Source organism: Pedobacter sp. D749, assembly GCF_019317285.1.
GTDB lineage: Bacteria > Bacteroidota > Bacteroidia > Sphingobacteriales > Sphingobacteriaceae > Pedobacter.
Genome location: NZ_CP079218.1, coordinates 3,676,640 through 3,690,024, shown reverse-complemented (window position 1 = coordinate 3,690,024; position 13,385 = coordinate 3,676,640). Strand labels below are relative to the sequence as shown.

Genomic DNA, 13,385 nt, shown 5'->3' with positions numbered 1-13,385 from the left:
TCGAAATTCTCTCATTCAAAATTAAACAAAATGGCAGTTACAGGCGACGTATATAACACCGGATTACTGAAACGTATTTTTCAATACGTAAAGCCTTATCGTGCCGTTTTTGTATGGTCGGTTATTTTAACCATTCTGCTTGCGGCCATTTCTCCGGTACGTCCGTTTTTAATTAAGTATACCCTCGATCATTATATTTTAGCAGGCAATTATTCTGGTTTGGTGAATATGACCATGCTGATGATCTTTATGTTGCTTTTACAGACTTTGATCCAGTATAACCATACGCTTTTAACCAATACACTTGGTCAGTCGGTTATCCGCGATCTTAGGATCAATGTTTTTAATCACATTACCAAACTCCGCCTAAAATTCTTCGATAAAACACCTATCGGACAATTAATTACCAGAACAGTTTCAGACCTGGAAACCATTGCAGATATCTTTTCTGAAGGTTTAATTTCCATGATCGGCGACAGTTTGCAGGTGGTGGTAATTGTATGCGTAATGTTATACACAGACTGGGAGTTGAGTTTAGTGGTGCTATTGCCCATCCCATTGTTGATTATAGCTACCCGCAAATTTCAGAAAGCGATTAAAGTAGCCTTTCAGGAAATCAGAAATGAGGTATCGAACCTGAATACCTTTTTGCAGGAACACATTACAGGCGTTTCTATTGTGCAATACTTTGCGAGAGAGAAACAGGAATACAGAAAATTTTACGCTATTAATAAGCGCTACCGCGATGCCAATATCCGTTCTAACTGGTATTATTCTATCTTTTTTCCCGTGGTGGAGTTAATTTCGGCTATGTCTTTAGGTTTGTTGGTATGGTATGGCGCTAAAAGCATTCTTTCCAAACCACTGGATGTAACGCCTGGAACCATTACACAGTTTATTATTTACCTGGGTATGGTATTTACACCAATCCGCCAACTGGCAGATAAGTTTAATACGCTGCAGATGGGAATGGTGGGCGCCGAACGTGTTTTTAAAGTTTTAGACACTGATGAAACCACGCCAAATACCGGGACGCAAAAGCCAGCCAAATTAGATGGAAATATCAAGTTTGAAAAAGTTTGGTTTGCCTATAACGATGAGAACTACGTATTGAAAGACCTTACATTCGAAGTGAAGGCTGGCGAAACCGTTGCTTTAGTTGGTGCAACCGGAGCAGGTAAATCTTCTACCATTAATATCCTCAACCGTTTTTACGAAGTGAAAAAGGGAGATATTACTGTTGATGGCATTCATATTGAAGATTTTGAGTTGGATTACTTAAGAAGCAATATTGCCACTGTACTTCAGGATGTTTTTTTGTTTTCGGATACCATTTTAAACAACATTACACTAAATAACCCCGAAATTACCATCGAAGAAGTGGTAAATGCTGCCAAAAAAGTTGGTGCGCATGATTTTATCGAACGTTTACCGGGTGGCTATCAGTATAATGTGATGGAAAGAGGTGCCACGCTCTCGGCTGGTCAGGCACAGTTAATTTCGTTTATCCGTGCACTGGTGCACAGTCCTGCTATTTTGGTTTTAGATGAGGCTACCTCTTCAGTTGATACCGAAACCGAATTATTGATCCAGAAAGCCATTGATAATTTAATGGAAGGCAGAACTTCTATCGTAATCGCCCACCGTTTATCCACCATTCAAAAAGCCAATCAGATTATTGTGCTAGATAAAGGTGAGATTAAAGAAAAAGGCACGCATCAGCAGCTGTTAAAATTAAATGGTTACTATAAAAAGCTTTACGATCTGCAGTTCTCATCCAAAGGGATAGCTAAAGTTTAAAACTCATTTATTTTCAAGGATTTTCTTAATTTAACAACTTCTTAAACCCAATAGGAAGATGAAACGGTTAAAATTACTTGCCTTATTCTTGTTTTCGGCTTTAGCCTTGCAGGTTTCTGCACAACAGAAAAAATACGTAATGGTGATTCATGGTGGTGCCGGCACTATCCTCAAAAAAAATACGACTCCCGAAAAAGAAGCAGCCTACATAGCCGTTTTAACCCAGGCTTTACAAGCGGGTTATGCAGAAATTAAAGCAGGCAAATCAAGCCTTAATGCTGTTGAAGCAACCATTCATGTTTTAGAAAACGATCCTCATTTTAATGCCGGTAAAGGTGCTGTTTTTACGCATGATGGCAAAAATGAGCTTGATGCTGCCATAATGGACGGAAAAACTTTAATGGCAGGCTCGGTTGCTGGAGTAACTACCATAAAAAATCCAATTTCTGCTGCCAGAGCCGTGATGGAAAAATCGGAGCATGTAATGATGGTGGGCGCAGGTGCCGATCAATTTGCAAAAGAAGCCGGATTGGAAATTGTTGATCCTAAATATTTCTGGACTAAAGAACGTTGGGATGGCTTACAACAGGCCATTAAAGAAGATTCTACCAAAGCGGTGTTAGATCATGGAAGTAAGAAATCAGAGTTATTTGGAATTAAAAACCACGATTACAAATTCGGTACAGTTGGTTGTGTAGCGTTAGATAAAGCAGGCAACTTAGCTGCCGGAACTTCAACCGGAGGTATGACAAACAAAAAATACGGACGGGTGGGCGATGCACCGATTATTGGGGCAGGTACTTACTGCAATAATGAAACAGCAGGTATTTCCTGTACCGGTTGGGGCGAGTTTTATATCCGCAATGTGGTGGCCAAGACGATTTCCGATTTAATGGAATATAAGGGATTATCTGTTGCAGAGGCATCGAAAATTGCCTTAGATAAAGTAGGTAAAATGGGTGGCGATGGTGGTTTAATTGCATTAGATAAGAAAGGGAATATGACTATGCCCTTTAATACCGAGGGAATGTACAGAGGCGCAATTACTGCCGACGGGAAAATTGAAGTCAGTATTTATAAATAAAATTATTTTAAAATTACGCTGTTCAATATTCAATAGCAAGCCAAAACACCTAAAAAAATAAAGATGACATTTATAGAATTTGTAAAGAAAATATTCTCCAATTTAACCTTTCAGGTTTTAATTGCCATCATCATTGGGATAAGTGTTGGTACTTATTTTCCTGGTTTTGCGCCAACTGCAAAATTAATCAGTGAGGGGTTTATTAACCTGATTAGCATGTTAATTGCCCCGATTATATTCTTTACCATCGTTTTAGGAATCGCACACATGGGCGATATGAAAAAGGTAGGCCGGGTAGGTGGCAAAGCACTGTTATATTTCGAAGTTGTAAGCACAGTAGCGATTGCAATTGGTTTATTGGTCGCCAATGTTTTAAAGCCCGGTGCCGGAATGGTAGCCAAAGCTGGTGATGCCACAAAAATTACCGGTTATGCAGAACAGGCGAAGGATATGAACTGGGCCGAATTCTTCCTCCATATTATTCCACATAATGTGATTGCTGCTTTTGCTGAGGGAAACATTTTACAGATTTTGCTATTTGCCATTCTTTTTGGTTATGGTCTGAATAAATTGGGCGGAGAGGGAACAAGCGTTTTAAACGCCTTCGATAAAATATCGAAAGTACTCTTCAAAATCATGAAGGTAATTATGCGTTTAGCGCCAATTGGGGCTTTCGGCGGGATGGCTTTCAGTATTGGTACGCATGGTTTGGAAAGTATAGTGGGCATGGCTAAGCTCATGGGCTCAGTTTATTTGACCTGTATCCTTTTTATTTTTATCGTTTTAAACGGAATCTGCAGGTACTATAAATTTAGTCTTTGGCAATACCTGAAATATATCCGACAGGAAATTTTAATCGTGCTGGGTACTTCTTCTTCCGAATCGGCCCTGCCGAGCATGATGCAGAAAATGGAAGCCATCGGTTGCGATAAATCGGTTGTTGGTTTGGTTATTCCTACCGGCTATTCTTTTAATCTTGATGGAACGGCAATTTACCTCGCCATGGCCGTTATATTTCTTTGCCAGGTTTTTCATGTTGATTTATCCCTTGGGCAACAGATTACGGTTTTAGGCGTGCTCATGGTTACTTCTAAAGGTGCCGCAGGCGTAACCGGAAGTGGTTTTATCGTTTTGGTATCAACTTTAACTGCTTTAAAAATTATGCCGATAGAACATATTTCCATATTAATCGGTGTAGATCGTTTTATGAGCGAGGCCAGGGCCATTACCAACGTAATCGGAAACGGAGTAGCTACTATTGTAATTGCTAAAAGTGAAAAGCAGTTTGATGAGCAGAAGTATTTAAAGGCTATTCGACCTGCAACGATAGAAAAAGCAGAGGAAGTTTAGTCTGGGGTCGGGCGTTTGGCGTAAGGCGTTCAGGGAGTCGAAAGCAAATGGTAGTTTGGAGCTATCCTCTCGAAGTCCTGATCCGATAGCTATCAGATTCATTTCATGATCTTAATAGCAGGAAAGATGCTGAACTAAATTCAGCATGACGATTCTGTTGATCTGTTGTAATTAAAGCCATGTTTTTAGGTGTATTAGAAACCCTTCTATCCTCAACCTTCACGCCTTCAACCTTTTTTATGTATCTTTGCAGTAGAAACATGCACACAGCTTGTTTAATTAATCCATATCACATTGGCTCAAGAAGAACAAAATAACCGCAAAGAAAAAAGCGAGTTACACCCACGCAACAAACACCGTTCGCGTTACAATTTCAAACAACTTATTGCAACTTCAAAAGAATTAAGACGTTTCGTTTTTAAAAACGAACATAACGACGATTCTATCGATTTTGCAGATCAAAATGCCGTTAAAGCACTAAATAGGGCTTTGTTGAAATATTTTTATGATATCCAGCAATGGGATATTCCTCAGGATTTCCTTTGTCCGCCTATTCCGGGCAGGGCAGATTATATCCATTATGTAGCCGATCTTTTGGGGTCGAGTAATAAAGGAAAAAATCCAAAAGGCGCTAAAATTAATGTACTCGATATCGGCGTCGGTGCTAACTGTATTTACCCGATTATCGGTCACCAGGAATATGGCTGGAGCTTTGTAGGTTCAGAAATAGATCCACTTTCAGTTGATTCGGCAAGACGCATTATCGAAGCCAACAAACCCCTGCAGGGAGCTGTAGAAATTCGTCAGCAATCATCAAAACTGGGTATTTTCAGAGGGATTGTGGGTAGAACAGAGCGTTTCGATGCTGTGGTTTGTAATCCGCCGTTTCATTCTTCACTAAAAGAAGCTGAGCAAGGCACCCGTCAGAAATGGCGTAACCTGGGTGGTAACGAAAAAGAAGTAAAACATGTATTAAACTTTGGCGGGAATAAGGCCGAACTTTGGTGCCCTGGTGGCGAACGCGCTTTTGTAGAGCAGATGATTATTCAGAGCGAGCAGATCAAAAATCAGGTATTATGGTTTACATCATTGGTGTCAAAAAGTGCCAATTTGAAAAGTATCTATAGCACATTGGTTAAAGCAAATGCTTTTGAAGTAACCACTGTTCAAATGAGCCAGGGACAAAAAATAAGCCGCTTTGTAGCCTGGACTTTCCATGATGAAGCTGCACAGGCGGAATGGGTAAAAGGATGGAAAACTGAAACTAAACCAAAAACAGATAAGCCCAAAGCTGAAGGCAAAAGTCTTTAGTTTGATAAATAGTAAAGCAAGCCGGATTAATGATAAAGTTGGTCCGGCTTTTCGTTTTTATCTTTTTTTGTACTTCGTTAGTCGGGATTTGTAATCCCGATTCAAGAGCTAAGGATTTGCAATCCTTTAGATGAGCCAGCAATTGCTATGTTTTGAGGACAGATTTAGTAAACTACACACAATAAGCAACTACCTACTGGAACTATAAAACGACCTGGTATAGAACTCTGCCAACTGAGAATTGTGAACCAATCTTCTCTTAATCCTGCTTTTACCGAATATCATCATTTCTTTTCATAAACAATCAGAATAGTCAAATCATTACCTGCATTTGGGGCAATACCATGCGAACTGCCCGGACGGGTTAAAATGGCATCACCAGGTTTAACCGCAAAGGTTTTTCCGTTCATCTGCATGGTTCCGTTTCCACTGATCACATAATAAATCTCATCTTCCTTCTGCAAATGGTAACCAATGGAAGAGCTTGGCTTCAGAATCCTTTTGCGGAATGCTGTTTTGAGGCTTTTCGCCTCCCCGAAAAAGTTAAAGCCGATGGTTTTACCTCCACCATTATGTGTTCCTGGTTCTTCTTTGGCTACTTCAATATCGTTTTGAAGGATGTATTTACTGGTATCGGTGCTTTGAGCGCTGGCCTTAATTGAAATGAAGGTTGCAGTAATAACGATTAAAATTAATATGGATTTTCTCATCTTTATATTATTTAGCTTTTTGCTTCGGTCTTTAGTCTTTCCGCTTCAAAAGTAAATTTAGGCGTTTTGCATGGATGTTGCCACAGGAACCAGCACTTTGTTCCTAAACCTGATCGAAGTGGTTCCGATTCTTCATCGGAAAGAACGGAGAGCGGGAGTGCAGCCCTCCAAAAGCGCAGAACTGCTCATTTTCTAATCCTAAGCGATAACATTTTTTGAAAATGAGCGGTCTGTAGTACTTGGCCTTTGCAGCCCTGCCATTCGCTTTACTCCGTTACACTTCGTGTTCGCTGCTGTCAGGTTTATAGCCGAAGGGCCTGCTCCAGGTGTGGGGCCTAAAATTATGTGGAGCACTATACATTACAATAGTCAATTATCGCTTTTAGCTTTAGTCTTTCCGCTTTGGTCTTTCGTATATCAGACTAAAGCTGCCATAAAGCATTTCCTTACATTTTCCTGAAAAAACGGACTAAATAATATGGTTTTAGATTTGAATTCCAGTTCAATAATATTAGCTTTGCACAAAAAAAATATTGATACATGAGCGTTTTAGTAAATAAAGATTCTAAGGTTATCGTTCAGGGTTTTACCGGAAACGAAGGAACTTACCACGCTGAGCAGATGCTGGCCTATGGTACAAACGTAGTTGGTGGTGTAACGCCTGGCAAAGGTGGGCAATTGCATTTAGATAAGCCTGTTTTTAATACTGTTAAAGATGCCGTTGATCAAACGGGTGCAAATGTATCTATCATTTTCGTACCACCAGCTTTTGCTGCTGATGCAATTATGGAAGCTGCCGAAGGTGGTATTAAAGTTATTGTTTGTATTACTGAAGGTATCCCAACTAAGGATATGATTCAGGTTAAAGAATATATTGCTGATCGCGATGTTACGCTTATCGGCCCTAACTGCCCGGGGGTAATTACTGCTGATGAAGCTAAAATTGGTATCATGCCAGGTTTTATCTTCAAAAAAGGTCATGTTGGCGTGGTTTCTAAATCAGGAACTTTAACTTATGAGGCGGTAGATCAGGTTGTTAAAGCTGGTTTAGGTATTACAACAGCTATTGGTATCGGTGGTGACCCAATTATTGGAACACCAACTGTAGAAGCAGTTAAATTATTAATGAACGATCCTGAAACTCACGGTATCATCATGATTGGTGAAATTGGTGGTGGAATGGAAGCAGAAGCTGCCCGTTGGATCAAAGAACATGGTACCAAACCAGTTGTTGGTTTTATCGCTGGTCAAACTGCGCCTCCGGGACGTAGAATGGGTCATGCTGGTGCTATTGTTGGCGGTGCCGATGATACTGCAGCGGCTAAAATGAAAATCATGCGTGAGTGTGGTATCCGTGTAGTAGAAAGTCCTGCTGAAATCGGTGCTGCAATGGCAGAAGAATTAGCAAAATAAGATTTAAAAATCTCGTTATAGAAAAGCGTTTCGATTAAGTTCGGGACGCTTTTTTGTTTTTTTATCACAAAGTTCTCGAAGAATATGTTTGACCACTAAGGCGCAAAGCACACAAAGTTAGGGTGTTACCATTTCCCACTTCTGCCGTCATTCCCGCGCAGGCGGGAATCTTAATGGCTTTGGTTAAGCTTAACTTTGGGTTAAAACCACTTCACTTTGTATCCTTCTCCTCCAGGAGAGGGACAACACAAAAGACAATACTCATCAAACTTTGTCAGGGTGAGGTAAACACTACTCCATTTTCTCAAACCAGCAAACCAAAACAAAATCCATAACGTATATTGAGGTATGAAAACGATGTTAAATAAACTATTTTTGGTTTCTGCTGTTGTTTTAATAACAGGTCTTTCTGCTTGTGCTCAAAAGCAAGATAAGAAAGCCGTAAAACAATCGAAGGAAACAGAACAAATCATACCAAAGAAGAAAATGAACTGGAATCCATTAACACCCGAAGAAGAAAGAGTAATTGTAAATAAAGGTACAGAATACCCTGGTACAGGTAAATACGAGCATACAACAGATAAAGGAACTTATACCTGTAAACGTTGTAATGCGGCCCTATATCGTTCAGAAAGTAAGTTTGATGCACATTGCGGCTGGCCTGCTTTCGATGACGAAATTAAAGGTGCTGTAAAGCGTATTCCTGATGCTGATGGTTCCCGTACAGAAATTGTTTGTGCCAATTGTGGTGCGCATCTCGGTCATGTATTTTTAGGCGAAGGATTTACCAACAAAGACGCCCGTCATTGTGTAAATTCTATCTCGATGAATTTTGTGCCGGATAAAAAATAAGGTAGATGTAGAAGGGTTAGGTAGAGGCGTATGGCGACAAGCTGTACGCCTTTTTTGATGCACAAAACCAGGCTGTTTTTCCACAAATTATTGATTATAAACTAAATGCTTATATTTGCAGGCTCGATAAAGAAAATTTAGCCTATGAAGTATCTGCTGTTATTAAGTTTTTGTTTCCTGTTTTTACAAGGTAAAGCAGAAGATTCTGGTTCATCAAACGAACCTGATAGTATCAAAAAAACAGTTCTCGCCACTTATTATCACAGAAAATTCGAAGGCCGCCGCACCACCAGCGGCGCCAAATACCGGGCAAAAAAGCTAACAGCTGCCCACCGCACGCTTCCATTCGGTACCATGATTACAGTAACCAATCCAGATAACGGAAAATCGGTAGTAGTAAAGGTAAATGACCGTGGTCCTTTCTCTAAAAGATTGGCTATAGATTTGTCTGAACGTGCTGCCAAACAGATTGGTATTTATAGCAAAGGCATCGCTAAAGTAAGCCTCAGTTATACCACTGAGTAATACTCCTTTTAGCTCTTTTTAGGGCTTAAAATACCCCTCAAATTTAAGTTATTAACACTCATTTTGGTTTGCTAAACCCTTGAAAAGAAACGATTAGCTTTTTTTTCGCTTGAAAATGATATTTGGCTGATCGTTTTTCCCCATCAATTGGGTGAGGTGTTAACAACTTTGGTTCACAAACAAGGGCCGCCGTATATATATTTGTTACAACAAAGTTCTTTAACTTCTTGCGCTTGAAAACAAATATAAAAGCTTAGTTTTTAGTAATTTAGACGTACATCACTCTGGTTGAAATTTTAAATTTTCCTAACTAAAATCTCAGTTGTTTGTCAGGCAATAGGGTTAGCACTTTCACAACAGCGTTTTGATAAAAGACATTACAATCATCATATAAAATTGATGGATGCGTGTCTTCGTCGGCTCTGTTAAAATAGAATTAAAAATATCAGCGTATGGAACAGGAATTATTACTACAAGAAAACAAAGACAGATTTGTGCTTTTGCCGATTAAGTATCCGGCAATATGGGAAATGTATAAAAAGACCGAAGCTAGTTTTTGGACGGCAGAAGAGATTGATCTTTCTGACGACCAGAAACACTGGGACAATTTAAATGATGGCGAAAGACATTTTATTTCGCACATCCTTGCTTTCTTTTCTGCTAGTGATGGTATCGTGAACGAAAATCTTGCTGTAAACTTCATGAGTGAGGTTCAATTGCCGGAAGCACGTTGTTTTTATGGTTTCCAGATTATGATGGAAAACATCCATGCTGAAACCTACGCCCTGTTAATCGATACTTATATTAAAGATCCCGAAGAAAAAGACCGTTTGTTCCATGCTATTGATACTGTTCCTGCAGTAAAAAGAAAAGCAGAATGGGCTTTACGCTGGATTGAAAACGGAACTTTTGCCGAACGTTTAGTGGCATTTGCTGCAGTTGAAGGTATTTTCTTCAGCGGAAGTTTTTGCTCTATTTTCTGGTTAAAGAAACGTGGCTTAATGCCGGGATTAACTTTCAGTAATGAGTTGATCTCGAGAGACGAAGGCTCACACTGCGAATTTGCTTGTCTATTGTACAGCATGTTGAGCAATAAATTGAGCGAAGAAGCAGTTCATGGTATCATTAGCGATGCAGTAGAAATTGAAAAAGAGTTTATTACTGATGCATTGCCAGTTGCTTTGATTGGGATGAATGCAAAATTAATGAGTCAATATATCGAATTTGTGGCCGACAGATGGTTACAGGAGCTGGGTTACAAAAAAATCTACCATGCAACCAATCCATTCGATTTTATGGAAATGATTTCATTACAGGGTAAAACCAATTTCTTCGAGAAACGTGTAGGCGACTATCAGAAAAGTGGTGTATTAACCTCTGCTGATAATAACAAACAAGCGTTTTCATTAGACGAAGACTTTTAAGGTAGAGGTTAAAAGGTAGAAGGTTTTAATCTTGATACCTGATACTCATTACTTAATACTAATAAATAACAAAAATACAAAAGTGATGATTAAGTCTTGATACTTGATACTCACGACTTAACATAAACTTAAATCTCATAAAATATGTTCGTACTAAAAAGAGATGGCCGCAAAGAAGCGGTGCAATTTGACAAAATTACAGCCCGCATTCAAAAGTTGTGCTATAGTTTAAATTCAGACCTTGTAGACCCGATTGATGTAGCCAAAAAGGTAATCGAAGGTTTATATGATGGAGTAACTACTTCTGAGCTGGATAACCTTGCTGCAGAAACTGCTGCCTCGTTAACTACAAAGCACCCTGATTATGCACTGCTGGCATCTCGTATAGCGGTTTCCAACTTGCATAAAAATACCACTAAATCATTCTCGGGTACGATGAAAATGTTGTACGAATATTTCGACCCGAAAGCGCAGAAAGCTGCACCTCTGATCGCTGATGATGTTTATGAGATTATTGAAAAAAACAAAGATATTTTAGATAGTTCTATCATTTACGACCGCGATTTCGGTTTCGATTATTTCGGTTTTAAAACGTTGGAAAAATCTTACCTTTTAAAAGTTAATGGTCAGATTGTGGAGCGCCCGCAACATCTGTTTATGCGTGTTTCTGTTGGTATCCACAAAGAAGATATCGAAAGCGCAATCAAAACCTATAACTTAATGAGCGAGCGTTGGTTTACACATGCTACGCCAACGTTATTCAATGCTGCTACACCAAAACCTCAAATGTCTTCTTGTTTCTTGTTAACCATGCAGGATGACAGCATCGAAGGTATCTACGATACTTTAAAGCAAACCGCTAAAATTTCGCAAAGTGCTGGTGGTATCGGTTTAAGCATCCATAACATCCGCGCAACAGGTTCGTACATTGGTGGTACAAACGGTACAAGTAACGGTATCATCCCAATGTTACGTGTATTTAACGATACTGCCCGTTATGTAGATCAGGGTGGAGGTAAACGTAAAGGTGCTTTCGCAATCTATCTAGAGCCTTGGCATGCAGATGTTTTCGAATTCTTAGACTTACGTAAAAACCACGGTAAAGAAGAAATGCGCGCGCGCGATTTGTTCTATGCTCTTTGGATTAACGATTTGTTTATGCAACGCGTTAAAGATAATGGCGATTGGACGTTATTCTGCCCGCACGAAGCACCAGGTTTAGCTGATTGTTTTGGCGCTGAATTTGAAGCCTTGTATACTAAATATGAAGCTGAAAAGCGTGGGCGTAGAACGGTTAAAGCTCAGGAACTTTGGTTTGCCATCTTAGATTCGCAGATTGAAACCGGTACCCCTTACATGTTGTTTAAAGATGCTGCTAACAGTAAATCTAATCAGCAGAATTTAGGAACCATTAAAAGTTCTAACCTATGTACCGAAATTATCGAGTACACTTCTAAAGATGAAGTTGCCGTTTGTAACTTAGCTTCTTTGGCATTGCCTCGTTTCGTAATTAACGGTGCTTTCGATCACCAAAAATTATACGATGTAACTTATCAGGCTACTTTAAACCTGAACAAAATCATCGATCATAACTATTATCCTGTACAGGAAGCAGAAAATTCAAACATGCGTCACCGTCCGGTTGGTTTAGGTGTACAAGGTTTGGCTGATGCCTTTATCTTAATGCGTTTACCTTTCGAAAGTGATGAGGCTAAACGGTTAAACAAAGACATTTTCGAAACGATTTATTTCGCTTCAATGACGGCTTCACACGATTTAGCTGTGAAAAATGGTCCTTACCAAACTTTTAAAGGTTCTCCATTATCAAAAGGTAAATTCCAGTTCGATTTATGGAATGTAACACCAGATAGTGGCCGTTGGGATTGGGATGCATTACGCAAAAAAGTAGTTAAAGATGGTGTGTACAACTCATTATTGGTTGCACCAATGCCAACTGCCTCTACTTCGCAGATTTTGGGTAACAACGAATGTTTCGAGCCATATACTTCAAACATTTACACCCGTCGTGTATTAAGTGGAGAGTTTGTAGTGGTAAACAAACACTTATTGAAAGATTTGGTTGCGTTAGGTTTGTGGAATAACGATATGAAAAACCAGATCATATTGGCTAACGGTTCAATCCAGGCTATTGATACGATTCCTGATTACATTAAAGAATTGTACAAAACCGTTTGGGAAATCAAGATGCGTAACATCATCGATATGGCTGCCGATCGTGGTGCCTACATCTGCCAGTCGCAATCGTTAAACTTGTTCGTAAATGCACCAAATACATCAAAGTTAACTTCAATGCACTTTTATGCATGGGAGAAAGGTTTAAAAACCGGTATGTATTACCTGCGTACACAAGCAGCTTCACAAGCCGTTAAATTTACAGTAGAAAACCAGGGCGGTAAAGCAATTGAAGCAGTTATCCCTGCTGAAATGACACAAGATCAGGTGGCAGAAGAAATCGTTGACGGACCAGTTTGTTCAATGGAAGAAGGCTGTATCAGCTGCTCTGGATAAGGTAGAGGGTAGGAAGGCGGAAGGTTTAAGGCCCGCTGCCGATTAAATATTCAAAATTAAGTAAGGTTTTGGGCAAACGCTCAAAACCTTATTTTTTGTCCTTACTTTTGTAATCATAATAGGTTTCACCTTAAACCTTACCCCTTATGCCTTCAACCTTGAAACATAGCAAACACGAAATCATTCCCTGCGAGCGATGTAACAGTGCTATTGAGTGCAAGGCAAATTCATATACCAAGTGCCAATGCAGTGTGGTGCAGCTCAGCATTAACGAAGTACAATATATCTCCGAACTGTATGATGGCTGTCTGTGTGCCAAATGCTTATTCGAATTACAACAAGAGTATAGGGAAGAGATTGGCGTGTAACAATTGTGATTTTCGTGCC

At 39.6% G+C, this 13,385-nt stretch carries 11 protein-coding genes; 10 read left to right on the top strand and 1 reads right to left on the bottom strand.

Annotated elements, in window-relative coordinates; translation table 11 throughout:
* Window positions 1-30: 30 nt before the first annotated feature.
* From KYH19_RS14835 to rlmF, 4 genes are all read left to right on the top strand, one after another.
* Window positions 31-1,800 carry an ABC transporter ATP-binding protein gene (locus KYH19_RS14835; protein ID WP_219075680.1) on the top strand — a complete coding sequence of 590 codons (1,770 nt, stop codon included), beginning with the start codon at window positions 31-33 and terminating at the stop codon, window positions 1,798-1,800.
* 58 nt (window positions 1,801-1,858) lie between these two features.
* Window positions 1,859-2,884, top strand: coding sequence for an isoaspartyl peptidase/L-asparaginase family protein (locus KYH19_RS14830; protein ID WP_219075679.1), 1,026 nt, complete (start codon window positions 1,859-1,861; stop codon window positions 2,882-2,884).
* A gap of 63 nt (window positions 2,885-2,947) precedes the next feature.
* Window positions 2,948-4,234, top strand: a complete 1,287-nt coding sequence (dctA, locus tag KYH19_RS14825) for a C4-dicarboxylate transporter DctA (protein WP_219075678.1) — start codon at window positions 2,948-2,950, stop codon at window positions 4,232-4,234.
* Between the two features lie 294 nt (window positions 4,235-4,528).
* Entirely contained in the window at window positions 4,529-5,545 is a 1,017-nt protein-coding gene (gene rlmF / locus KYH19_RS14820) for a 23S rRNA (adenine(1618)-N(6))-methyltransferase RlmF (RefSeq protein WP_219075677.1), read from the top strand.
* Window positions 5,546-5,829: 284 nt separating this feature from the next.
* Here rlmF and KYH19_RS14815 read toward each other — a convergent pair whose 3' ends face one another.
* Window positions 5,830-6,255 carry a cupin domain-containing protein gene (locus tag KYH19_RS14815; RefSeq protein ID WP_255562431.1) on the bottom strand — a complete coding sequence of 142 codons (426 nt, stop codon included), beginning with the start codon at window positions 6,253-6,255 and terminating at the stop codon, window positions 5,830-5,832.
* Between the two features lie 540 nt (window positions 6,256-6,795).
* On the opposite strand from KYH19_RS14815, the gene sucD reads away from it, so the two are divergent.
* From sucD to KYH19_RS14785, 6 genes are all read left to right on the top strand, one after another.
* The gene (sucD, locus tag KYH19_RS14810) at window positions 6,796-7,668 is read left to right on the top strand and encodes a succinate--CoA ligase subunit alpha (protein WP_132400548.1); all 873 of its coding nucleotides are present in this window, start codon (window positions 6,796-6,798) and stop codon (window positions 7,666-7,668) included.
* 348 nt (window positions 7,669-8,016) lie between these two features.
* Window positions 8,017-8,520 (top strand): methionine-R-sulfoxide reductase, encoded by a 504-nt coding sequence (locus tag KYH19_RS14805; protein WP_219075676.1) that lies wholly within the window; start codon window positions 8,017-8,019, stop codon window positions 8,518-8,520.
* A gap of 144 nt (window positions 8,521-8,664) precedes the next feature.
* The gene (locus KYH19_RS14800) at window positions 8,665-9,045 is read left to right on the top strand and encodes a septal ring lytic transglycosylase RlpA family protein (RefSeq protein WP_219075675.1); all 381 of its coding nucleotides are present in this window, start codon (window positions 8,665-8,667) and stop codon (window positions 9,043-9,045) included.
* A 452-nt stretch (window positions 9,046-9,497) separates the two neighbouring features.
* Window positions 9,498-10,469, top strand: a complete 972-nt coding sequence (locus KYH19_RS14795) for a ribonucleoside-diphosphate reductase small subunit (RefSeq protein WP_132400557.1) — start codon at window positions 9,498-9,500, stop codon at window positions 10,467-10,469.
* Between the two features lie 144 nt (window positions 10,470-10,613).
* Window positions 10,614-12,998 carry a ribonucleoside-diphosphate reductase subunit alpha gene (locus KYH19_RS14790; protein ID WP_132400560.1) on the top strand — a complete coding sequence of 795 codons (2,385 nt, stop codon included), beginning with the start codon at window positions 10,614-10,616 and terminating at the stop codon, window positions 12,996-12,998.
* Between the two features lie 146 nt (window positions 12,999-13,144).
* Window positions 13,145-13,366 carry a cysteine-rich CWC family protein gene (locus KYH19_RS14785; protein ID WP_083505315.1) on the top strand — a complete coding sequence of 74 codons (222 nt, stop codon included), beginning with the start codon at window positions 13,145-13,147 and terminating at the stop codon, window positions 13,364-13,366.
* Window positions 13,367-13,385: the final 19 nt, after the last annotated feature.

Coding starts and splice junctions, on each gene's coding strand:
- KYH19_RS14835 (WP_219075680.1), top strand. CDS start 31: ATGGCAGTTACAGGCGACGTATATAACACCGGATTACTGAAACGTATT.
- KYH19_RS14830 (WP_219075679.1), top strand. CDS start 1,859: ATGAAACGGTTAAAATTACTTGCCTTATTCTTGTTTTCGGCTTTAGCC.
- dctA (WP_219075678.1), top strand. CDS start 2,948: ATGACATTTATAGAATTTGTAAAGAAAATATTCTCCAATTTAACCTTT.
- KYH19_RS14815 (WP_255562431.1), bottom strand. CDS start 6,255: ATGAGAAAATCCATATTAATTTTAATCGTTATTACTGCAACCTTCATT.
- sucD (WP_132400548.1), top strand. CDS start 6,796: ATGAGCGTTTTAGTAAATAAAGATTCTAAGGTTATCGTTCAGGGTTTT.
- KYH19_RS14805 (WP_219075676.1), top strand. CDS start 8,017: ATGAAAACGATGTTAAATAAACTATTTTTGGTTTCTGCTGTTGTTTTA.
- KYH19_RS14800 (WP_219075675.1), top strand. CDS start 8,665: ATGAAGTATCTGCTGTTATTAAGTTTTTGTTTCCTGTTTTTACAAGGT.
- KYH19_RS14795 (WP_132400557.1), top strand. CDS start 9,498: ATGGAACAGGAATTATTACTACAAGAAAACAAAGACAGATTTGTGCTT.
- KYH19_RS14790 (WP_132400560.1), top strand. CDS start 10,614: ATGTTCGTACTAAAAAGAGATGGCCGCAAAGAAGCGGTGCAATTTGAC.
- KYH19_RS14785 (WP_083505315.1), top strand. CDS start 13,145: ATGCCTTCAACCTTGAAACATAGCAAACACGAAATCATTCCCTGCGAG.